A 23,311-nucleotide genomic window follows, 5' to 3' on the forward strand; every position below is an offset into this window, starting at 1 on the left:
TCTGATGGCAGAAGTTGAAGAACTGCGTGTTCAGCCTCAAGATATCCTGGCAGAACAATCTGTTTTAGGAGCCATTTTTATTGATGAGACTAAACTCGTTTTTGTCCGAGAATATATCGATTCACAGGACTTCTTTAAGTATGCTCACCGTTTGATTTTTCAAGCTATGGTTGATTTGTCTGATCGTGGAGATGCTATTGACGCAACCACAGTTCGGACGATACTAGATAGCCAGGGTGATTTACAAACTATCGGAGGCTTGTCTTATCTGGTTGAGATTGTCAATTCGGTGCCAACCTCTGCCAATGCGGAATACTATGCTAAAATTGTAGCAGAAAAGGCTATGCTTAGACGTCTAATTGCTAAGTTGACAGAGTCTGTAAACCTAGCCTATGAAGCTTCTCAACCTGCTGACGAAATTATTGCTCGTGCAGAAAAAGGCTTGATTGACGTTAGTGAGAATGCCAATCGAAATGGCTTTAAAAATATTCGCGATGTATTGAATATCAACTTTGGGAATTTAGAAGCTCGTTCGCAACAGACTTCAGATATCACGGGTATTGCGACAGGTTATCGAGATTTAGATCACATGACGACAGGTCTGCATGAGGAAGAATTGATTATTTTGGCAGCTCGTCCTGCGGTTGGTAAGACAGCCTTTGCTTTGAATATTGCGCAAAATATCGGAACCAAACTAGACAAGACAGTTGCTATTTTCTCTCTGGAAATGGGTGCTGAAAGTTTGGTCGATCGTATGCTGGCTGCGGAAGGGTTGGTAGAGTCGCATTCTATCCGTACAGGTCAATTGACTGAGGAAGAATGGCGCAAGTATACGATTGCTCAGGGTAATCTGGCTAATGCAAGTATCTACATTGATGATACACCAGGGATTCGGATCACAGAAATTCGCTCTCGTTCCCGTAAACTAGCTCAAGAAACAGGTAATCTAGGCTTGATTTTGATTGACTATCTTCAGCTGATCACAGGGACTGGTCGAGAAAATCGTCAACAAGAAGTATCTGAGATTTCCCGTCAGTTGAAAATCCTAGCAAAAGAACTCAAAGTTCCAGTTATAGCTCTCAGTCAGCTTTCTCGTGGTGTAGAGCAACGTCAAGATAAGAGACCAGTTTTGTCTGATATTCGTGAATCTGGATCTATTGAGCAGGATGCTGATATTGTAGCCTTTCTTTATCGTGATGACTATTATGAGCGCGGTGGTGAAGAGGAGGAAGGAATTCCAAATAATAAAGTAGAAGTGATTATCGAGAAAAACCGTAGCGGTGCTCGCGGAACGGTAGAATTGATTTTCCAAAAAGAATATAATAAATTTTCAAGTATTTCGAAGATGGAGGAACCAAGATGACAGACGCATTTACAGATGTGGCTAAAATGAAAAAAATCAAAGAAGAAATTAAGGCGCATGAGGGACAAGTGGTAGAAATGACCTTAGAAAATGGTCGTAAACGCCAAAAGAATCGTTTGGGAAAACTAATTGAGGTTTACCCATCGCTCTTCATAGTTGAGTTTGGAAATGTTGAAGGAGACAAACAGGCTAATGTCTATGTTGAATCTTTCACCTATTCAGATATTTTGACAGAAAAGAACTTAATTCATTATTTGGATTAAGGATAATCATGAAAGTGAGAAGATTTCTCACTTTTTTTATTTTCTTTCGAATGATATAGATGAGGTCAACCTCAAAAATCTAATTATTTGAAGGAGAATGAATGACATTTACTAAAGCAGGACATAAAAAGGGAACTTTTCTCAGAAAGACAGCTGTAGGATCAGCTTCACTATTACTAGCAGGAGCTTTTTTGTTTGGTGGAGGAACTGTTCATGCCAACCAGACAAACAATGGATCACAGGCACGTGGAGATGATTATCCCTATTATTATAAAAATGGAAGTCAAAAAATTGATAAGTGGCGTATGTACTCGGGACAATGCACCTCTTTTGCTGCTTTTCGTTTAAGTAGTGTCAATGGTTTTGAACTACCAGCTGCTTATGGGAACGCTAATCAATGGGGTTATCGAGCCCAAAAAGAAGGCTATCGGGTGGACCAGCAACCAGCAATTGGTGCGATTGCTTGGAGTACAAGAGGGCAGTACGGTCACGTAGCCTGGGTATCTAATGTGATTGGAGACATGATTGAAATCGAGGAGTACAATTATGATTATACAGAAACATATCATAGTAGAATTGTAAAGGCGAGTTCTATGACTGGTTTCATTCACTTTAAAGATGTAGGGAATGCTAGTGTAGGGCATCATCAGTCTCTACTAGCTTTCAGTGGAACTCATCACTTCACAGAAAAATCTGCTATTATGGATCAGCCATCATTGACATCTACTGTTATCGATTACTACGAAGCTGGAATGAGTGTTCATTATGATCAAACCTTTGAAAAAGAAGGCTATAAATGGATTAGTTATATTTCACGAAGTGGAAACAGACGTTATATCCCCTTAACTAAAACAGGTAGCTCTAAAAATGGTTGGGCAAAAGAGGGAACAAGTTGGTACTACTATGAAAATGGTCAGATAGCCGTCGGTTGGAAGAAGATTAATGGGAACTGGTATCATTTGCAAGCTGATGGTAGAATGACGACAGGTTGGTTAAAAGATGGTTCGAATTGGTATTACTTGAAGTCATCTGGTGAAATGCAGACAGGTTGGTTGAAGGATAAAGGTATTTGGTATTATCTGGAAAGTTCTGGAGCTATGAAAACCAGCCAGTGGTTCCAGGTTTCAGGAAAACATTACTATGTAAATGCATCTGGAGAATTGGCAGTAAATACTACTATCGATGGATTTCAAGTTGATGGCGATGGAGTTCGAGTAGAAAAACCAGTCTCATAAGTGTTATTCAGCATTTGGGCTCTTCCTAATGGTATTTTTCCCTGCTTTCCTTTATAATGGGTGTATGGACAAGAAAAAATTACTACTAATTGACGGTTCTTCAGTTGCTTTCCGAGCATTTTTTGCACTTTACCAGCAACTAGATCGTTTTAAAAATGACAATGGACTACATACCAATGCAATCTACGGATTTCATCTGATGTTAAATCACCTACTGGAGCGTGTTCAACCGAGTCATATCTTGGTTGCTTTTGATGCGGGGAAGACGACTTTCCGTACAGAGATGTATGCAGACTATAAGGGTGGTCGTGCCAAGACTCCAGATGAGTTTCGTGAGCAATTTCCTTTTATTCGTGAGTTGCTAGACCATCTTGGGATTCGCCACTATGAGTTGGCACAGTATGAGGCGGATGATATCATTGGTACCTTGGGTCGTTTGGCTGAAAAAGATTCATTTGATGTAACTATCGTCAGTGGAGACAAGGACTTGATCCAGTTGACAGATGAACATACAGTGGTTGAGATTTCTAAGAAAGGTGTAGCTGAGTTTGAGGCCTTTACTCCAGAATATCTTATGGAAAAGATGGGAATCACACCAGCTCAGTTTATTGATCTTAAGGCCCTTATGGGGGATAAGTCTGATAATATCCCTGGGGTGACCAAGATTGGTGAAAAGACTGGGATCAAGCTCTTGCTAGAACACGGATCGCTGGAAGGTATTTATGAAAATATCGATGGCATGAAGGCTTCCAGGATGAAGGAAAATCTTGTCAATGACAAGGAACAAGCCTTTCTGTCTAAAACACTGGCAACTATCGATACTAAGGCACCGATTGAGATTGGCCTAGATGATTTGGTTTATAGCGGTCCAGATGTGGAAAGCTTAGGAAAATTCTACGATGAGATGGGCTTTAAGCAGCTCAAGCAAGCCTTGAATGCTTCTCAGGTTAATCAAGCTGAGACTTTGAATTTCACCGTGGTGGACAAAGTGAGTGAAGACATGCTGAGTGCCGACTCTATCTTTCACTTTGAACTTTTTGGTGAAAACTACCATACAGATGATTTGGTTGGTTTTGCTTGGTCTTGTGGAGACAAGCTCTACGCTACAGATAAGCTGGAACTTCTGCAGGATCCGATTCTTAAGGATTTTCTAGAAAAAACACCTCTGAAAGTATATGACTTTAAGAAAGCTAAAGTTCTCTTAAATCGTTTTGGTTTGGACTTGCAGGCTCCTGCTTTTGACAGTCGCTTGGCCAAATACCTTCTCTCTACTGTCGAGAATAATGAAATTTCAACCATCGCTAGTCTCTATGGCCAAACTTACCTAGTCGATGATGAAACCTTCTATGGTAAGGGGGTCAAGAAAGCTATCCCTGAGAGAGAGACCTTCTTGGAGCACTTGGCTCGCAAGGTTGCTGTGCTGGTTGAGACAGGGCCTGTTTTACTTGAAAAATTAAGTGAAAACGGACAGTTAAACCTTCTCTATGATATGGAGCAGCCTCTGGCCTTTGTTCTTGCTAAGATGGAAATCGCTGGGATTAAGGTTAAAAAAGAAACTCTACTCGAGATGCAAGCTGAAAATGAGCTTGTCATTGAAAAGCTGACTCAAGAGATTTATGAATTGGCTGGTGAGGAGTTTAATATCAACTCACCTAAACAGTTGGGCGAACTACTTTTTGAAAAGCTAGACCTCCCTATAGAGTACACCAAGAAAACCAAGACCGGTTACTCAACAGCAGTGGATGTGTTAGAGCGCCTAGCTCCTATTGCCCCAATCGTCAAGAAAATTTTAGATTATCGTCAAATTGCTAAGATTCAATCGACTTATGTGATTGGTTTGCAGGACTGGATTTTATCTGACGGCAAGATTCACACGCGCTATGTGCAAGATTTAACTCAGACAGGGCGTCTGTCTAGTGTGGATCCAAACTTGCAAAATATCCCTGTTCGTTTGGAACAAGGTCGCCTTATCCGTAAGGCTTTTGTACCAGAATGGGAGGACAGTGTCCTCCTCAGCTCTGACTATTCACAGATTGAGTTGCGAGTTTTGGCGCATATCTCTAAAGATGAGCATTTAATCAAGGCTTTCCAAGAGGGAGCGGATATCCATACCTCGACAGCCATGCGTGTCTTTGGAATTGAACGTCCTGAGGATGTGACTCCAAACGACCGTCGCAATGCCAAGGCTGTCAACTTTGGAGTGGTTTACGGAATTTCAGACTTTGGTTTATCCAATAACCTAGGTATCAGTCGTAAAGAGGCTAAAGCATACATCGATACCTACTTTGAACGTTTCCCAGGAATTAAAAATTACATGGATGAAGTGGTTCGTGAAGCGCGTGATAAGGGTTATGTGGAGACTCTCTTCAAACGTCGTCGTGAGTTGCCAGATATTAATTCGCGTAACTTTAACATTCGTGGTTTTGCGGAACGTACAGCTATCAACTCACCAATCCAAGGATCGGCTGCAGATATTCTCAAAATTGCCATGATTCAGCTAGATAAGGCCTTGGTTGCAGGTGGTTATCAAACTAAGATGCTGTTACAAGTGCACGATGAAATTGTTCTTGAAGTGCCTAAGTCAGAATTGGTAGCTATTAAAAAACTTGTCAAACAAACCATGGAAGAAGCCATTCAACTCAGTGTACCCCTGATTGCTGATGAAAATGAAGGCGTGACTTGGTATGAGGCCAAATAAAAAATAGACTATTAGACAAAAAGAAATCCCCTTGAACGCTACTGTTCAAAGGGATTTTTCTTTCAGGAAAAGACAAAAGTGAAACTATCTAGCTAATAGTAGAATTTATTTGATTTGTTTCTTTTGTTCTTTTTTGGCAAGTACTGGTAGAATCACACCTAATCCAATCAGAATAATTGGGGTTAAGATGTTTGTAAGAAGAGAGAATTGCCAAGCAGTTGGATTCTCAGCATAGTTAATTTTTGGAACCATACCAAGGATACAAGCGAAGGCAGTAAAGAGGAAGCACCAAGTACCGATAACAAAGCCAAGCTTAGGATTATTCACAAACTTGTATTCGGCATTTTTGTATGTTTTCCAAGCACGGTTGAGCATCATATAGGCAAGGAATACCCAGAGATAACGCATTGGCATTACGATAGAATTGAGGTTGGTCATCCATTTTACAAGTCCGTCAATTTCCTGAATACCAAAAATTGGAAGGATGATGATAAGGCTAACGAGGACACCTGTAAGAAGGTAGCCGTTAATGAGGACACCTTTCTCAGTACGTTTACGAAGCCAGCTTGGGATGTAGTCTTCATCAGCGTTATTGAGAAGGATTTGCAATGGTGCGTCAATAGAGAAGGCAAGCGCAGCGATTTGTCCGACCATGTTTGTAAGAGCGTAGATCACGACAAAGAGGTTTCCAACTCCCCAAGAATTTCCTAACATTTGGAAGGCTTGATAAGCGCCATTACGCATGAGGTCTTCAGGGATGTTATTGCCATCAAATAGCATTCCCATGGCAACTGATCCGAGAATAGCAGACAGTCCTACCATGATGGCCATGACAATCATACCTTTTGGAAATTCTTTTGCAGGGTTGCGGGTTTGATTAACATAAGGGGAAATTTTTTCACAACCACCAACTGCAAAGACTAGTAGTGAAATCGTTGTAAAATAAGAAAAATCAAAGTTTGGAATGTAGGTGCTCAGTTGATCCATGTGCGGTGTCGCAAATTGGATGTCTGGTTTAATGAAAGGCAGACCGACAGCCAAAAGCACAAAGAGTAAAGACATAATCAACATAGCACTTCCCGCTAAGCTACCAATGACTTTTAGAGTTGCCAATCCCTTTGTAGAAAGGTAGAGGAAAAGTCCAAAGATTAGCAAGCAGAGAATAACGATCCAGTGGATGTCGATTTGTTTAAGGAATTGTCCGTTACCTTGCAAGGCCCAACCAAGCGGAATTAGAATTCCTTGAGGTTTTTGTGCGAGATAAGGGATATGCACAACCCAGTAGGTCCAAGCAGCAAAGTAGGCTAAACGTTTGGTTGATGTTTTTTCAACCCAGTCACTAACACCGCTTCCGCTTTCCTTAAAGGTAGAACCTAGTTGTCCAACGATGAGGGAATAGGGGATAAAGTAGAGTGCGAGGATCAAAATCCAAGATACGACGACTGAAATTCCCTGTTGAGAATAGTTGTTGACGACGTTTCCTAGCCCCCAAACCATGTTGAAGGCAATCAGAGAAACCATCAGCCAATTAAGTTGGTGTTGATCTTTTTTCATAATGTCTCCTTTTCTATTAATTTCAGTATATCATGTTTTTTTGAAAGCGCCTAACAAAATCCGAAATTTCCTATAAAAAATGTAGGGGGAATTTATCAGCTGGAGTTTGTACTTGAGTAAAAGTTATACATAATCTGTGGATAACTTTGTGAAATAAACAATTGTTTTCCAAATGTTAGTTTAGAAAAAAGAGATAGAATGTGTGAGTTGAGTACTAAGCTAGTCGGTTATAAAGACGGATAGAACAGGCTATTCAGGGTGTTTTACTTTAGAATGTCAAAAAAATGGTTGAGAGAAATCGTTTGGAAGTACATGAAATTGATTTGAAAGTTGATTGAAAGTTATACACAATCTGTGGATAACTTTGTGGAGGATTTGGTATAAATCAGAAAATCCCCTTGTACATGACAAAGAGATTTGGCTTATTAGTGAATTGGTAACCAGTTGAGGGTAAAGTTGAGATTTTGGGCGTTTAGCAAATCCTGGTGACCAATACTCTGAACTTCTTTTCCGTCAAGATGACAGTCTTGTACAAAGTGGAAGTGTTCATGATTTTGTTGCGTGCGAATATCCAACCACTGTTTTTTTTCTGCTAGATAGACACGAAGGTGGTCAAAGAGTGGAATCCCAAGGTCGTAAGACGCTTTTCCTGGACAGGTTGGATAAAGTCCAAGAGCAGACCAGACATACCAGGCGGAGAGACTACCGTTATCCTCATCGCCTGGATAAGCATCCCAGCCAGCTCGAAAGGCTTTTTGACGGAGCGTCTTGATTAAGAGACTGGTATATTGGGGATAATTACTGTAACGGAACAGATAAGGGATATGGAAACTTGGTTGGTTTGAAATGGCTAGTTGACCAAATGGCGCGGTTGCCATTTCGCTCATCTCGTGAATTTCATATCCATAACCCGTCGTTTCAAAGAGCGGTAAACTTTGACAAACTTTTAAGAGATAGTTGCTAAAGGCTTCTTTCCCACCCATTAGTTGGCTAAGTCCAGAAATATCGTGTAAGACACCGAGACTGGCTTGGATGGCTGAACACTCAGCATAATCACGGCCCCAACTATAAGGAGAAAAGTCAGGACGGAAGTTGCCATCTATATCACGCGTCCTCATATATCCTGTCTCAGGATCAAATAGATTCTGATAGTTTTTAGAATAGTGGGCATAGGTTTGTGCCAGCTCTTTTTGACCTAATTTTGCTGCGCAAGTAGAGATACAAAAATCACTGTAAGCATAGTCCAGTGTATGACTGACACTTTCATGGAAGTTTGTAGATAGATAGCCCAGTTCTTGGTATTGAGCAAGGCCGTGTCGTCCGTTGATAGCTTTTGGATCTGCCTTGGTCGCAGTTTCAAGCATAGCTTTGAGAAATTCCTCCTCAAGTTCAGGTGCCATGTTTTTGCAGGCGCTATCTGCAATAAGACCATCGATCAAAGTACCAGGCATCATGCCTCGTTCGTCAGGAGCCAGCCACTTAGGGAGGTATCCGGTGTCACGGTAGCTATTGAGGAAGCCTTCGAGAAACTGACGATAGTACTCTGGAATAATCAAGGCGAAGAGTGGGAATGAAGTGCGGAAAGTATCCCAAAAACCATTGTTGGTGAAGAGTAGACCAGGCTTGATAGTTCTCGAAGCAAGGTCCATATGGATGTTTTCACCCTGTTCATTTACCTCATAAAATGTTTGCGGGAAGAGAAAGAGTCTATAAAGACAGTGGTCAAAAAATGTTCGGTCTACTGACCCAGTCTCTACGACATCAAAGCGACCTAGAAGATTTTCCCAACTTGTCTTGGCGTCTTGTTTTGTTTCTTCAAAATCCTGTTTAGGAAGATTAAAGAGGGCCTGTTCTTTGGAAATAAAAGAAGTTGCCAGTTGAATGAGGGCTTCTGCTCCAGCCAAGTCAATTCGCCAGTCCTGTCCCTCTTGCGTAATAGAAAGGATTTCTACAGAAAATGCGAGTGCAGCATACATGACGAGAGGACTTTTATTGGTTTCGGTTTCACCTTCTTGTCTCAGGGTCATAGTTCGGTTATCGACTTGTTCAACTGTCAGTTCATCTGCTGCGTGAAGATAGAGGGAGAGGGCTTTTCCTTGTATCTGTCTTAGTTGAATAGAAGCTCCATAGCAAGTAGGACTTAGTTGCGTTTCAATCTGATAACGCTCAGAAAAAATCTTTAAAAAATGAGGATTAAAAATAGCACGTTCAAGATTATAAGAAGATTGACGATGAAAGAGAGTATCGCCGCTGATTTCTCCTGTAATTGGTGTCAGCAATAGCCAGGAGTAATCGCCAATCCAAGGGCTAGGTTGGTGGGTTAGTCGAATACCCTGAAAGATAGGAAGATGGGGATCAAAGAACCAAGAACCTTCCTGGTCGCTAGTTTGTGGAACAAAGTAATTCATGCCAAAAGGAACCCCTGTGTAAGGTAGGGTGTTTCCTCGTGAAAAAGCATGTTTACTTGCTGTTCCAAATCGGGTGTCGATAGTTTCAAGTATAGGTTTCATAGCAGTTCCTTCAGTAGTTTTATACATTATATCAGAAAAAGGAGACTTTTAGAAAGCGACTTCAAAATATAACAATTTTGTAGAATAATGACTAACATTTGTGTATATATTTTCTGGACTAAAAGCTATATACTGAAAATGAAAATTTGTTTGAAAGAGGCAAAATAGTTTATGGTATATTCAAAAGAAATTGTCAGAGAGTGGCTAGATGAGGTGGCAGAGCGTGCTAAAGATCATCCTGAATGGGTAGATGTCTTTGAACGTTGCTACACAGACACTTTAGACAATACAGTTGAAATCTTAGAAGACGGCTCAACCTTTGTACTGACGGGAGATATCCCGGCTATGTGGCTTCGTGACTCAACTGCTCAGCTGAGACCATACCTTCATGTGGCAAAAAGAGACCCACGTTTGCGCCAAACCATTGCTGGCTTGGTTAAACGTCAGATGACCTTGATTCTCAAGGATCCCTATGCCAACTCTTTTAATATTGAAGAGAACTGGAAAGGTCACCATGAAACAGATCATACCGACCTCAATGGTTGGATTTGGGAGCGCAAGTATGAAGTAGACTCACTCTGCTACCCTTTGCAGTTGGCTTATCTTCTCTGGAAAGAAACTGGAGAAACGAGCCAATTTGATGAAACCTTTGTTACAGCGACTAAGGAAATCCTTCATCTCTGGACGGTGGAACAAGATCATAAGAACTCGCCTTATCGCTTCGTCCGTGATACTGATCGTAAGGAAGATACCTTGGTAAATGACGGCTTTGGGCCAGACTTTGCTGTGACAGGGATGACCTGGTCAGCCTTTCGTCCAAGTGATGACTGCTGTCAGTATAGCTACTTGATTCCTTCCAATATGTTTGCAGTAGTTGTTTTGGGTTATGTCCAGGAAATCTTTGCATCATTGAATCTAGCCGATAGTGAGAGTATAATTGCAGATACAAAACGCCTGCAAGCTGAGATTCAAGAAGGTATCGAAAATTACGCCTACACCACTAACAGCAAGGGCGAGAAAATCTATGCCTTTGAGGTAGATGGTTTGGGAAATGCTAGCATCATGGACGACCCTAACGTACCAAGTTTGTTAGCTGCTCCATATCTTGGTTACTGTGATGTCAATGACGAAGTGTATCAAGCCACTCGTCGCACTATTCTCAGTCCTGAAAATCCATACTTCTACCAAGGAGAATACGCTAGTGGACTAGGAAGTTCTCATACCTTCTACCGCTATATCTGGCCGATTGCTCTATCTATCCAAGGATTGACAACGACGGATAAGGCAGAGAAGAAATTCTTGCTAGATCAGTTAGTTGTCTGCGATGGAGGTACAGGCGTTATGCACGAAAGCTTCCACGTAGATGATCCGACTCTCTACTCTCGTGAGTGGTTCTCATGGGCCAACATGATGTTCTGCGAATTAGTCTTGGATTACCTAGATATTCGCTAATGAGCCTTAGCTCAATAGATTCTTGTACAGAATCACAAATATATTTTTAAATTTAAGTTAGAATGAGGTTTTACTCATGGAAAATGTTGTTGTACATATTATCTCTCACAGCCACTGGGATCGTGAGTGGTACTTACCTTTTGAAAGTCATCGTATGCAATTGGTGGAACTTTTTGACAATCTTTTTGATCTTTTTGAAAATGACCCTGAGTTCAAGAGTTTCCATTTGGATGGACAAACCATTGTCCTTGATGACTATTTAGAAATTCGCCCTGAAAACCGTGACAAGGTTCAGCGCTATATCGACGAAGGCAAGCTCAAGATTGGACCATTCTACATCTTACAGGATGATTACCTGATCTCCAGTGAAGCCAATGTCCGCAATACCTTGATTGGTCAAGCTGAATGTGCCAAATGGGGCAAATCTACTCAGATTGGTTACTTCCCTGATACCTTTGGAAATATGGGGCAAGCACCTCAAATCCTTCAAAAATCAGGTATCCACGTAGCAGCCTTTGGTCGCGGTGTTAAACCAATCGGATTTGACAACCAAGTCCTCGAAGATGAGCAGTTTACCTCTCAATTTTCTGAAATGTACTGGCAAGGTGCGGATGGTAGCCGTGTCCTCGGCATTCTATTTGCTAATTGGTACAGTAACGGGAACGAAATTCCAGTAGATAAAGACGAAGCTTTAGCTTTCTGGAAACAAAAATTGGCAGATGTTCGTGACTATGCTTCTACTAACCAATGGTTGATGATGAACGGATGTGACCACCAGCCAGTTCAACGAAACTTGAGTGAAGCTATTCGAGTAGCCAACGAACTTTTCCCAGACGTGACCTTTGTTCACAGCTCCTTTGATGAATATGTGCAAGCAGTGGAAAGCGCACTTCCTGAACACCTATCAACGGTTACAGGTGAGTTGACTAGTCAGGAAACGGATGGTTGGTATACTCTTGCCAATACTTCTTCTTCACGCGTTTACCTCAAACAAGCCTTCCAAGAAAATAGCAACTTGCTGGAGCAAGTAGTAGAACCTTTGACCATCATCACCGGTGGACATAACCACAAGGATCAATTAACTTATGCTTGGAAAGTACTCTTGCAAAATGCACCACACGATAGCATCTGTGGATGCAGTATTGACGAAGTTCACCGTGAAATGGAAACTCGTTTTGCCAAGGTCAACCAAGTTGGAAACTTTGTCAAGACCAACCTTCTCAATGAGTGGAAACATAAAATAGCAACTCAAGAAGCGCAAAGTGACCACCTCTTTACGGTTGTCAATACAGCTTTACATGACAAGGTTGATACAGTCAGTGTTGTAGTGGATGTTGTGACTTGTGATTTCAAAGAATTGCATCCAACAGAAGGCTATAAGAAGATGGCAGCTGTGACCTTGCCAGACTACCATGTTGAAGATTTGGATGGCCATGTCCTTGAAGCCAAGATTGAAGACTTGGGAGCAAGTTTTGGTTATACTTTACCTAAGGATAAATTCCGCCAACCATATATTGCACGTCAAGTGCGCGTGACAATCCCAGTTCACCTTGCTCCGCTTTCTTGGGCAAGCTTCCAATTGGTTGAAGGTCAAGTAAATCACCGTGATGGTATTTACCAAAATGGAGTCATTGATACACCATTTGTGACTGTTAGTGTAGACCAAGGAATTACAGTCTACGACAAGACTACTAACGAAGCTTACGAAGATTTCATCCAATTCGAGGACCGTGGAGATATTGGTAACGAGTACATTTACTTCCAGCCGAAAGGAACTGAGCCAATCTACGCTCAACTGAAAGGTTATGAAGTTCTAGAAAACAATGCTCGCTATGCTAAGGTCTTGCTCAAGCATGACTTGACTATCCCAGTTAGCGCAGATGAAAAATTGGATGCTGAACAAAGAGGTATCATTGAGTTCATGAAACGAGATGCAGGTCGTTCTGAAGAGTTGACAACCATTCCTCTTGAAACAGAAATGACTGTCTTTGTGGACAATCCACAGATTCGCTTCAAGACTCGCTTTACCAACACAGCCAAGGATCACCGCATTCGTCTCTTGGTGAAAACTCATAACACTCGTCCAAGCAATGCTTCTGAAAGCATCTATGAAGTTGTGACAAGACCAAATAAACCAGCAGCTTCTTGGGAAAATCCTGAAAATCCACAACACCAACAAGCCTTTGTCAGCTTGTATGATGATGTAAAAGGAGTGACCGTATCCAATAAAGGATTGCACGAGTATGAAATTCTTGGAGACGACACCATGGCTGTAACCCTTCTTCGTGCTTCAGGTGAGCTAGGTGACTGGGGCTACTTCCCAACGCCAGAAGCTCAGTGCTTGCGAGCTATCGAAGTTGAATTTGCAGTAGAATGTCACCAAGCAGGGGAACGCTTCTCAGCTTTCCGTCGTGCCAAAGCCTTCCAGGTGCCATTTACAGCTCTTCAAGTTGCAAAACAAGAGGGTAGCGTTGCAGCAACGGGTAGCCTCTTTAACCATCCGGCACTGAACTTGCCACAAGTATGCCCAACAGCCTTTAAGGTGGCTGAGAATGAAGAAGGTTATGTCCTTCGTTACTATAACATGAGTCAAGAAAATATCCGTGTGTCTGAAAAACAACAAACTATTCTTGACTTGTTGGAACGCCCATACCCAGTCCATTCGGGATTATTGGCACCACAAGAAATTCGTACAGAATTGATCAAAAAAGAAGAAATTTAATTTCAAAAAGAAAACATAAACAGAAAGGAAGAGCGAAAAAGTAAGAACCAACTACTGACTCGCTCCTTTTTCCAGGTGAAAGCAATGACCATTGCAACAATTGATATCGGAGGGACTGGCATTAAGTTTGCTAGTCTAACTCCTGATGGAAAGATTTTAGATAAGACTAGCACCCCAACTCCAGAAACTCTAGAAGATTTATTGGCTTGGTTGGCCCAACGCTTGTCAGAACAGGACTATCGTGGGATTGCTATGAGTGTTCCAGGAGCGGTCAATCAAGAAACAGGTGTAATTGAGGGGATTAGTGCCATTCCTTATATCCATGGATTTTCATGGTATGAGGCCCTTGCTCATCACCAGCTACCTGTCCATCTAGAAAATGATGCCAACTGTGTTGGACTTAGTGAACTACTAGCTCATCCTGAGATTGAAAATGCAGCCTGTGTCGTCATTGGTACAGGGATCGGTGGGGCTATGATTATCAATGGGAAGCTTCACCGTGGTCGCCATGGTTTGGGTGGTGAGTTTGGCTACATGACAACCATCGAACCAGCAGAAAGCCTCAACAACTGGTCGCAACTAGCATCAACAGGAAATATGGTTCGTTATGTGATTGAAAAATCAGGTCAATCAGACTGGGACGGACGCAAGGTTTACCAAGAGGCTGCGGCAGGAAATGCCCTTTGCCAAGAAGCCATTGAACGCATGAATCGCAACCTAGCTCAAGGGCTTCTCAATATCCAGTATCTCATCGATCCAGATGTGATTAGCCTAGGTGGCTCTATCAGTCAGAACCCTGATTTTATCAAGGGTGTGCACAAAGCAGTAGACTCCTTTGTGGAAAGATATGAAGAATATACCATCGCTCCAGTCATTCAAGCTTGCACTTATCACGCAGATGCTAATCTCTACGGTGCCCTTGTCAACTGGTTACAGGAGGAAAACCAATGGTAAGATTTACAGGACTTAGTCTCAAACAAGCCCAAGCTGTTGAAGCATTAAAAAATCACATTTCCCTACCAGATGTAGAGGTGGCAGTCGCTCAGTCTGACCAAGCCTCCATCTCTATCAAGGGTGAGAACGGGCAGTATCAACTGACCTACCGTAAACCTCATCAACTCTACCGTGCCTTGTCTGTGCTGGCAACAGCTTTAGCTGAAGGTGACAAGGTAGAGATTGAGGAGCAGGCGGCTTATGAAGATTTGGCCTACATGGCGGACTGTTCGCGCAATGCCGTGCTCAATGTCGCATCTGCCAAGCAGATGATTGAAGTCTTGGCTCTCATGGGTTATTCAACTTTTGAGCTCTACATGGAAGACACTTATCAAATCGAGGGACAACCTTACTTTGGCTATTTCCGTGGGGCATACTCAGCTGAAGAGTTACAGGAAATTGAAGCCTACGCCCAGCAGTTTGACATGACTTTTGTCCCCTGCATCCAAACCTTGGCTCACTTATCAGCCTTTGTCAAATGGGGTGTCAAGGAAGTGCAGCAACTCCGCGATGTAGAAGATATCCTCCTCATCGGTGAAGAAAAAGTCTACGACCTGATTGACGGTATGTTTGCGACGTTATCTAAACTACAAACTCGCAAGGTCAACATCGGGATGGATGAAGCCCACTTGGTTGGTTTGGGACGCTACCTTATCTTGAACGGTATTGTGGACCGTAGTCTCCTTATGTGTCAACACTTGGAGCGCGTGCTGGATATTGCAGACAAGTACGGTTTCCACTGCCAGATGTGGAGCGATATGTTCTTCAAGCTCATGTCAGCAGATGGCCAGTACGACCGTGATGTGGAAATTCCAGAGGAAACACGAGTTTATCTAGACCGTCTCAAAGACCGTGTGACCTTGGTTTACTGGGATTATTATCAGGATAGCGAAGAAAAATACAATCGTAACTTCAGTAACCACCACAAGATTAGCCAGGATATCGCCTTTGCAGGTGGTGCTTGGAAATGGATTGGCTTTACACCTCATAACCATTTCAGTCGTCTCATTGCTCTTGAAGCAAACACAGCCTGCCGTGCCAATCAGATTAAAGAAGTCATTGTGACTGGTTGGGGAGATAATGGTGGTGAAACAGCCCAGTTCTCGATCCTACCAAGCTTACAAATTTGGGCAGAACTCAGCTACCGCAATGATTTAGAGCGTCTATCTGCCCACTTCAAGACCAATACAGGTCTGTCAGTTGAGGACTTCATGCAGCTGGATCTAGCCAACCTCTTGCCAGACCTACCAGGTAATATACATGGTATCAACCCCAACCGCTATGTCTTTTATCAGGATGTCCTCTGTCCAATCCTTGACAAGCACATGACTCCTGAACAGGACAAACCTCACTTTGCCCAGGCAGCTGAAACCCTTTCTGACATTAAAGAGAAAGCTGGGAACTATGCCTACCTCTTTGAGACTCAGGCCCAATTGAATACCATTTTAAGTAGCAAGGTTGATGTGGGACGACGCATCCGTCAAGCCTATCAAGCAGGCGATAAAGAGAGCTTACAACAAATTGCTAGAGAAGAATTACCAAAACTCCGAAGCGAGATTGAAAACTTCCACAAGTTCTTTAGCCAACAATGGCTAAAAGAGAACAAGGTCTTTGGCTTGGATACAGTGGACATCCGTATGGGTGGACTCTTGCAACGGATCAAGCGCGCAGAAAGCCGCATTGAAAACTACCTAGCAGGCGAAATCTCTCGTATTGACGAACTAGACGTAGAGATCTTGCCATTTAATGATTTCTATGGAGACAAGGACTTCGTAGCAACAACAGCCAACCAATGGCATACCATTGCGACAGCTTCAACTATTTATACGACCTAGAAAAACTCTATTCAGGAAGAAAGTTTCTCGTGAAACACACTTCTTATTATAAAAAAAAGTTCTCCACATAAAATAATTTGTGGAGTTTTTTCTATAATTAGTAGTTTAAACTATCCTTAAAATAGGAGTATACTATTTTTGTAAACGTTATCAAGTCTAAAAATTGTGAGATTATCAAGTTTTAGAAAAATAAAAAGGGAGGAAATTATGAACAAGTTTTCAAAAACTTTGAGAGATAATTGGATATTTCTCTTAATGGTTTTACCAGGGACACTTTGGTTGATCTTATTCTTCTACATCCCAGTATTTGGAAATGTGGTTGCCTTCAAAGACTACCATATGACTGGTGAAGGATTCGTCCACAGTATTATAAATAGTAAATGGGTTGGACTAGATAACTTCAGATTCTTATTTAGTTCAAAAGATGCCTTTGTCATCACTCGAAACACTGTCCTTTACAACCTTGGATTCATCTTTATCGGTTTGATCGTGTCAGTTGGGATTGCCATTATCCTTAGTGAACTTCGCTCTAAGCAAATGGTTAAAATCTACCAAACTTCTATGTTATTCCCGTACTTCCTATCTTGGGTTATCATCAGTTTCTTTACAGATGCTTTCCTAAATATCGATAAAGGGCTTATCAATCACACCTTAGAAGCTCTCGGAATGAAAGGGATTAACTTCTACGCAGATATCAGTATCTGGCCTTACCTCCTCCTTTTCCTAGGTATCTGGAAAGGCTTCGGATACAGTAGTGTTATGTACTACGCTACAATCATGGGTATTGACCCAACTTACTACGAAGCAGCGACAGTGGACGGTGCTAGCAAATGGCAACGTATTCGCAACGTAACCATCCCTCAGTTGACACCACTTGTGACAGTATTGACCATCCTTGCAGTCGGAAACATCTTCCGTGCAGACTTCGGTCTCTTCTACCAAATCCCTCACAACGCTGGTCAGCTCTATAGCGTAACAAACGTATTGGACGTCTATGTCTTTAATGGTTTGACTCAGACAGCAGATATCGGTATGGCATCAGCAGCCGGTCTCTATCAGTCAGTCGTTGGTTTGATTCTGGTTATTCTATCAAACTTACTTGCAAGACGTGTTGATCCTAACTCAGCACTATTCTAGAAAGGAGGAGCACATGGCAAAAAAAATTCAAAAAGAAAAAATTGATAATGTTGGCATACACTCCTTCAGCAAGAAAGCAGATATCTTCTTTAGTATCATTTCTGGTTTGCTGGCCTTCTCTTGTATCTTGCCTTTCATCTTTGTAATCATTATCTCAGTTACAGATGAGAAGAGTATCGTTCAATATGGATATAGCTTCTTCCCATCACAGTTTGGATTAGATGGTTTTGAGTTTTTGGCTCAGTTCAAAGATAAGATTTTACAAGCACTCTTTATCTCAGTGTTTGTGACAGTTGTCGGTACATTGACAAACGTCTTTATCACGACAACTTATGCCTATGCCATCTCGCGTTCGACATTTAAGTATCGTAAATTCTTTACAATCTTCGCTCTTCTTAGTATGTTGTTCAACGCTGGTTTGGTACCAGGCTATATTGTGGTGACACAATTGCTTCACCTTGGTGATACCATTTGGGCCTTGATTGTTCCAATGCTTCTATCACCATTCAACATCATGTTGATGCGTTCTTTCTTCAAGAAAACCATCCCAGAAGCAATCCTCGAATCAGCTCGTATCGATGGAGCTAGTGAAGCTCGTATCTTCTTCCAAATCTGTTTGCCACTGTCATTACCAGGTATCGCAACGATCACACTATTGACAGCGCTTGGCTTCTGGAATGACTGGTTTAACGCCCTTCTTTACATCAAGAGTGATAACTTGTATCCGTTGCAATATTTGCTTATGCAAATTCAAAACAACATGGATTACATTGCTAAGTCAGTTGGTATGTCAGGACAACTTGCGGTTGCCCTACCAAAAGAAACAGGTCGTATGGCTATGGTCGTAGTTGCGACTGTTCCGATTGCGATCCTCTACCCATTCTTCCAACGCTACTTTGTAAAAGGTTTGACTATCGGTGGTGTTAAAGAGTAAGGATATTTAAGAAACAATGTTTCTTTTCTAACTCTGATTTTTCTGGCAAAGGAAAATCAATAATCTAATTTTGTTAATAACTTTAAAAATAAAAAAAGGAGTTTTTATAATGAAAAACTGGAAAAAATATGCTTTTGCATCTGCTAGCCTTGTCGCTTTAGCTGCTAGCCTTGCAGCTTGTGGAAACCTTAAAGGAAACAACCAAAAAGCTGCTGAATCATCATCTTCAGGTGATAAGACTGTTATCAAAATGTATCAAATCGGTGACAAACCAGATAACTTGGACGAATTGCTAGAAAATGCAAACAAAATCATCGGAGAAAAAGTTGGCGCTAAATTGGATATCCAATACCTTGGTTGGGGTGACTACAGCAAGAAAATGTCAGTTATCACTTCATCAGGTGAAAACTATGATATCGCCTTTGCAGATAACTATGTCGTAAACGCTCAAAAAGGTGCTTATGCTGACTTGACAGAATTGTACAAGAAAGAAGGAGCTGAACTTTACAAAGCACTTGACCCAGCTTACATCAAAGGTAACACTGTAAACGGTAAGATCTATTCTGTTCCAGTTGCAGCCAACGTTGCATCTTCACAAAACTTTGCCTTCAACGGCCCACTTCTTGAAAAATATGGAATTGATATCTCAGGTGTAACTTCATACGAAACACTTGAACCAGTATTGAAACAAATCAAAGAAAAAGCTCCAGATGTAATGCCATTTGCTGTTGGTAAAAACTTTATCCCATCAGAAAACTTTGACTACCCAGTTGCAAACGGACTTCCATTTGTCATCGACCTTGAAGGTGACACTACTAAGATCGTAAACCGTTACGAAGTTCCTCGTTTCGTAGAACACTTGAAGACTCTTCACAAATTCTATGAAGCAGGATACATTCCAAAAGACGTAGCAACAAGCGAAACTTCATATGACCTTACTCAAGATACTTGGTTTGCTCGCGAAGAAACAGTAGGACCAGCTGACTACGGTAGCAGCTTGCTTTCTCGTGTTGCTAACAGAGACATCCAAATTAAACCATTTACTAACTTCATCAAGAAAAACCAAACAACTCAAGTTGCTAACTTTGTAATCTCAAACAACTCTAAGAACAAAGAAAAAGCAATGGAAGTATTGAACCTCTTGAACACTAACCCAGAACTCTTGAACGGACTTGTTTATGGACCAGAAGGCAAGAACTGGGAAAAAGTTGCAGGTAAAGAAAACCGTGTTAAAGTCCTTGACGGTTACAAAGGAAACACTCACATGTCAGGATGGAACACTGGTAACAACTGGATCCTTTACATCAACGAAAACGTTACAGATGAACAAATTGCACAATCTAAGAAAGACTTGGAAACTGCAAAAGAATCTCCAGCGCTTGGATTCATCTTTAACACTGACAACGTGAAATCTGAAATCTCAGCTATCACTAACACTATGCAACAATTCGATACAGCTATCAACACTGGTACTGTAGACCCAGAAAAAGCTATTCCAGAATTGATGGAAAAACTTAAATCTGAAGGTGCTTACCAAAAAGTATTGGATGAAATGCAAAAACAATACGACGAATTCTTGAAAAGCAAATAATCGCAAGAACAATTGATTTCGTGTATTCATTCCTAAAAAGAGCAATCACTGCCTTATCTGGTTTTTCCAGACGGGGTGGTGATTCTTTTTAGGGTAAGTGCATATAATTATCTGTATTTCTATCTAGATATTTGCTCTTACATATAACATTGGACACAGACATATGAAAAAATACCATCTACTCTTTAAAATCAGTGCAATCTTATCCTACTTATTTTTCGTATATGGACTCTCTCAGCTAACACTGGTGGTTCAAAATTACTGGCAGTTTTCTTCTCAGATTGGCAATTTTTTCTGGATTAAAAATCTTATCAGTCTTGTCTTTATTGGCCTCATGATTTGGATTTTAGTCAAGACAGGACATGGCTATCTTTTTGTTATTCCAAAGAAAAAATGGCTATGATATACAGTTTTGACGGTTCTCGTAACTGTACTTTGTATATCTTTTAATTTCCAAACGGCAAGACAGGTACAGTCAACCTCTGAAGGCTGGGCTGTACTAATCGGCTATAGTGAGACAAATTTTGCCGAATTGGGTCTCTACCTGACCTTATTTTTCCTAGGTCCTCTGATGGAAGAGTTGATTTATAGGGGTTTGTTCCAACACGCCTTCTTTAAAGATTCGAAGCTTGGACTTGACCTGATTCTTCCTTCGGTTTTGTTTGCTCTTCCTCATTTTTCTAGCTTTCCCAATTTCTTAGATATTCTTGTTTTTTCGACATTTGGATTATGTTGTGCTGGATTAACTCGTTATACCAAGAGTATCTATCCTAGCTATGCAGTCCATGTGATTAATAATATTGTAGCAACTTTGCCATTTTTGTTAACTTTTCTTCATCGAATATTTAGTTGAAACAAAATCTGAAAATGGGTCTTGTTTTTCATTTTTCGGTCAAATAAATTGCATTCGCTTTCTTGGGAGAGTATACTGGTATAGTTGAATGAAAAATTCTGATAATTTAATCTTAGAAAAGAGAATCAATCTTATGACAAAAGATATTCGAGTTTTACTTTACTATAAATATGTTCCAATCAAAAACGCGGAACAATTTGCTGCAGACCATTTGGCTTTCTGTAAGTCTATCGGGCTCAAGGGCCGTATCCTAGTGGCAGACGAAGGAATCAACGGAACCGTTTCTGGTGACTACGAAACAACGCAAAAATACATGGACTACGTTCATAGCCTTCCAGGTATGGAAGACCTCTGGTTCAAGATTGACGAAGAAAGTGAGCAAGCCTTCAAGAAGATGTTTGTTCGCTACAAGAAAGAGATTGTCCACCTTGGTTTAGAGGATGATAACTTTGACAACGACATCGACCCACTTGAAACAACAGGTGCTTACTTGTCTCCAAAAGAATTTAAAGAAGCCCTTCTTGACGAAGATACAGTTGTCCTTGATACTCGTAATGACTATGAGTACGACCTTGGACACTTCCGTGGGGCTATCCGTCCAGACATTCGTAACTTCCGTGAGTTACCACAATGGGTCCGTGATAACAAGGAAAAGTTCATGGACAAGCGCGTCGTAGTTTACTGTACAGGTGGAGTCCGCTGTGAGAAATTCTCTGGCTGGATGGTCCGTGAAGGCTACAAAGATGTCGGTCAATTGCATGGAGGAATTGCGACTTATGGTAAAGATCCAGAGATTCAAGGAGAACTTTGGGATGGGAAAATGTACGTATTTGACGAACGTATAGCAGTCGATGTCAACCATGTCAATCCAACTATCGTCGGGAAAGACTGGTTCGATGGTACACCTTGCGAACGCTATGTCAACTGTGGAAATCCTTTCTGTAACCGCCGTATCTTGACATCAGAAGACAATGAAGACAAATATCTTCGTGGTTGCTCACACGAGTGTCGTGTTCACCCACGTAATCGCTATGTTTTAGAGCATGAATTGACACAAGATCAAGTTATCGAACGTTTAGCAAAAATTGGTGAGAGCCTGGATCATTCTGAAGTTGTATAATAAACATTAACAGCCCTAAAAGGCTGTTTTTCTATGCTTTTGACTAAAAAATCTTAAATTTGTTTCTGCATCTTTCAGGAAAATGGTGTATACTATATGTAAACGATTTCAAAGGAGACCATTATGGTTAAAACATTTTTTATTCCAAATAAACAAAGTATTTTAGGACAACAGGAGATTCTTACAGCTAAATCAATTTTAAGTTTGGTAGAAGGCTTAGAGTCCCATAGTTATGATGCTGTTTACCTGCGTCAACCTCTCAATCGCCTTGAGTATATCGAGTGTGGAATCGTAGGCAAGTCTCAATTTCTCTTTAAAGTTCGATATCTAGATACTCAAAAAGGCTATCAAGTAATCATTCCTGACTTGATTACAAGAGCTGACTGGGAGATTGTAGAAACTCTCTTGCAAGCCTTGTCTAGTAAGGTTGGTGAAGCAGTTGAAGGCTTGGCAGACTTTGATTTGGAAAACTATTTCCAAGAAACTGTTAAGAACTATCTAGCTGATAAAGCTGCTCATTTAGATTTCTGCCAGGGTATTCTATCACCTGTCTACTTTGATAAGAAAGATTTGGAAAGTTTCTTAGAAGAAGATGGAGTGGCACGTTTTGAAGCATTAGTCAAAAAGGTTCAAGAATCAGATGCCTACCCTGCAAGTGCGAAATTCTACCCAGATAGTGAAGGTAAGATCCACGGCATCTATCACCTGGCTCAGGGAGTTAAGACAATTTTGCCGAAAGGTCCTGTTGTTCCTGTGCCTTATGTTGAGCAGTTGGCTGGCAAGGAACTTATCTGGGAGATTGACTTGGTAAAAATCTCTGGAGATGGTTCTAAGCCTGAAGACTACGAAGCAGTAGCTAGACTGGATTACCAAGCCTTTTTAGAAGCTCTTCCAAAGGAACTTTGTCAGGATTTGGACGCCAACCAAATAGTGGTAGGACCAGTTTCAGGAGAGGATTTTGAAGTCTTAGCAAATAGATAAAAAAGAAATTTGGGGTAAAAGTCCAAATATAAAGTAAAAAAGCAGACAAGATTAGTTTTCTGATTATCAG

The 23,311-nt window shown here is 41.2% G+C and carries 15 protein-coding genes and 1 pseudogene; 14 read left to right on the top strand and 2 right to left on the bottom strand.

Annotation, left to right across the window (positions count from 1 at the left end):
* Positions 1–4 precede the first annotated feature (4 nt).
* From dnaB to polA, 4 genes are all read left to right on the top strand, one after another.
* Complete coding sequence (gene dnaB / locus ADH31_RS07795) at positions 5–1,363, top strand: replicative DNA helicase (RefSeq protein WP_000852500.1); 1,359 nt, start codon at positions 5–7, stop codon at positions 1,361–1,363.
* Complete coding sequence (locus tag ADH31_RS07800) at positions 1,360–1,626, top strand: Veg family protein (RefSeq protein WP_000128621.1); 267 nt, start codon at positions 1,360–1,362, stop codon at positions 1,624–1,626. The genes dnaB and ADH31_RS07800 overlap by 4 nt, the downstream gene beginning before the upstream one ends.
* 101 nt (positions 1,627–1,727) lie before the next feature.
* Positions 1,728–2,861, top strand: a complete 1,134-nt coding sequence (locus tag ADH31_RS07805; protein ID WP_049509979.1) for an N-acetylmuramoyl-L-alanine amidase family protein — start codon at positions 1,728–1,730, stop codon at positions 2,859–2,861.
* 64 nt (positions 2,862–2,925) lie between these two features.
* The gene (gene polA, locus ADH31_RS07810) at positions 2,926–5,559 is read left to right on the top strand and encodes a DNA polymerase I (RefSeq protein WP_049509982.1); all 2,634 of its coding nucleotides are present in this window, start codon (positions 2,926–2,928) and stop codon (positions 5,557–5,559) included.
* 105 nt (positions 5,560–5,664) lie between these two features.
* Here polA and ADH31_RS07815 read toward each other — a convergent pair whose 3' ends face one another.
* Both ADH31_RS07815 and ADH31_RS07820 read right to left on the bottom strand, forming a co-directional pair.
* On the bottom strand, positions 5,665–7,113 hold the full coding sequence (locus ADH31_RS07815; protein WP_049509984.1) for an APC family permease: 1,449 nt from the start codon (positions 7,111–7,113) through the stop codon (positions 5,665–5,667).
* Between the two features lie 425 nt (positions 7,114–7,538).
* Entirely contained in the window at positions 7,539–9,623 is a 2,085-nt protein-coding gene (locus ADH31_RS07820; protein WP_049510077.1) for a GH92 family glycosyl hydrolase, read from the bottom strand.
* A 171-nt stretch (positions 9,624–9,794) separates the two neighbouring features.
* Between ADH31_RS07820 and ADH31_RS07825 the strand changes: the two genes are divergently transcribed.
* The 10 genes and pseudogenes from ADH31_RS07825 to ADH31_RS07870 all read left to right on the top strand — a co-directional run bounded on the left by ADH31_RS07825 (position 9,795) and on the right by ADH31_RS07870 (position 23,241).
* Entirely contained in the window at positions 9,795–11,075 is a 1,281-nt protein-coding gene (locus tag ADH31_RS07825; RefSeq protein ID WP_049509986.1) for a glycoside hydrolase family 125 protein, read from the top strand.
* Positions 11,076–11,151: 76 nt separating this feature from the next.
* Positions 11,152–13,797: an alpha-mannosidase gene (locus ADH31_RS07830; RefSeq protein WP_049509988.1), complete on the top strand. Its 2,646-nt coding sequence runs from the start codon at positions 11,152–11,154 to the stop codon at positions 13,795–13,797.
* An 84-nt stretch (positions 13,798–13,881) separates the two neighbouring features.
* Positions 13,882–14,751 carry an ROK family protein gene (locus tag ADH31_RS07835; protein ID WP_049509991.1) on the top strand — a complete coding sequence of 290 codons (870 nt, stop codon included), beginning with the start codon at positions 13,882–13,884 and terminating at the stop codon, positions 14,749–14,751.
* Positions 14,745–16,625 (top strand): beta-N-acetylhexosaminidase, encoded by a 1,881-nt coding sequence (locus ADH31_RS07840; RefSeq protein ID WP_049509992.1) that lies wholly within the window; start codon positions 14,745–14,747, stop codon positions 16,623–16,625. Before ADH31_RS07835 ends, ADH31_RS07840 begins: the two co-directional genes overlap by 7 nt.
* A 207-nt stretch (positions 16,626–16,832) precedes the next feature.
* Positions 16,833–17,762, top strand: coding sequence for an ABC transporter permease (locus ADH31_RS07845; RefSeq protein WP_001032156.1), 930 nt, complete (start codon positions 16,833–16,835; stop codon positions 17,760–17,762).
* Positions 17,763–17,775: 13 nt separating this feature from the next.
* On the top strand, positions 17,776–18,696 hold the full coding sequence (locus tag ADH31_RS07850) for a carbohydrate ABC transporter permease (protein WP_006149055.1): 921 nt from the start codon (positions 17,776–17,778) through the stop codon (positions 18,694–18,696).
* 109 nt (positions 18,697–18,805) lie between these two features.
* Positions 18,806–20,287, top strand: coding sequence for an ABC transporter substrate-binding protein (locus ADH31_RS07855; protein ID WP_049509993.1), 1,482 nt, complete (start codon positions 18,806–18,808; stop codon positions 20,285–20,287).
* A gap of 163 nt (positions 20,288–20,450) precedes the next feature.
* A pseudogene (locus ADH31_RS07860) lies at positions 20,451–21,140 on the top strand (CPBP family intramembrane glutamic endopeptidase).
* Positions 21,141–21,273: 133 nt separating this feature from the next.
* Positions 21,274–22,260 carry a rhodanese-related sulfurtransferase gene (locus ADH31_RS07865; protein ID WP_049510078.1) on the top strand — a complete coding sequence of 329 codons (987 nt, stop codon included), beginning with the start codon at positions 21,274–21,276 and terminating at the stop codon, positions 22,258–22,260.
* Positions 22,261–22,383: 123 nt separating this feature from the next.
* Complete coding sequence (locus ADH31_RS07870; protein ID WP_049509995.1) at positions 22,384–23,241, top strand: DUF4299 family protein; 858 nt, start codon at positions 22,384–22,386, stop codon at positions 23,239–23,241.
* Positions 23,242–23,311 lie beyond the last annotated feature (70 nt).

This window comes from Streptococcus pseudopneumoniae (assembly GCF_001072375.1).
Lineage (GTDB): Bacteria > Bacillota > Bacilli > Lactobacillales > Streptococcaceae > Streptococcus > Streptococcus pseudopneumoniae_L.

Excerpts from the sequence above, each read along its gene's own strand:
- dnaB (WP_000852500.1), top strand. The coding sequence starts at position 5 with ATGGCAGAAGTTGAAGAACTGCGTGTTCAGCCTCAAGATATCCTGGCA.
- ADH31_RS07800 (WP_000128621.1), top strand. The coding sequence starts at position 1,360 with ATGACAGACGCATTTACAGATGTGGCTAAAATGAAAAAAATCAAAGAA.
- ADH31_RS07805 (WP_049509979.1), top strand. The coding sequence starts at position 1,728 with ATGACATTTACTAAAGCAGGACATAAAAAGGGAACTTTTCTCAGAAAG.
- polA (WP_049509982.1), top strand. The coding sequence starts at position 2,926 with ATGGACAAGAAAAAATTACTACTAATTGACGGTTCTTCAGTTGCTTTC.
- ADH31_RS07815 (WP_049509984.1), bottom strand. The coding sequence starts at position 7,113 with ATGAAAAAAGATCAACACCAACTTAATTGGCTGATGGTTTCTCTGATT.
- ADH31_RS07820 (WP_049510077.1), bottom strand. The coding sequence starts at position 9,623 with ATGAAACCTATACTTGAAACTATCGACACCCGATTTGGAACAGCAAGT.
- ADH31_RS07825 (WP_049509986.1), top strand. The coding sequence starts at position 9,795 with ATGGTATATTCAAAAGAAATTGTCAGAGAGTGGCTAGATGAGGTGGCA.
- ADH31_RS07830 (WP_049509988.1), top strand. The coding sequence starts at position 11,152 with ATGGAAAATGTTGTTGTACATATTATCTCTCACAGCCACTGGGATCGT.
- ADH31_RS07835 (WP_049509991.1), top strand. The coding sequence starts at position 13,882 with ATGACCATTGCAACAATTGATATCGGAGGGACTGGCATTAAGTTTGCT.
- ADH31_RS07840 (WP_049509992.1), top strand. The coding sequence starts at position 14,745 with ATGGTAAGATTTACAGGACTTAGTCTCAAACAAGCCCAAGCTGTTGAA.
- ADH31_RS07845 (WP_001032156.1), top strand. The coding sequence starts at position 16,833 with ATGAACAAGTTTTCAAAAACTTTGAGAGATAATTGGATATTTCTCTTA.
- ADH31_RS07850 (WP_006149055.1), top strand. The coding sequence starts at position 17,776 with ATGGCAAAAAAAATTCAAAAAGAAAAAATTGATAATGTTGGCATACAC.
- ADH31_RS07855 (WP_049509993.1), top strand. The coding sequence starts at position 18,806 with ATGAAAAACTGGAAAAAATATGCTTTTGCATCTGCTAGCCTTGTCGCT.
- ADH31_RS07865 (WP_049510078.1), top strand. The coding sequence starts at position 21,274 with ATGACAAAAGATATTCGAGTTTTACTTTACTATAAATATGTTCCAATC.
- ADH31_RS07870 (WP_049509995.1), top strand. The coding sequence starts at position 22,384 with ATGGTTAAAACATTTTTTATTCCAAATAAACAAAGTATTTTAGGACAA.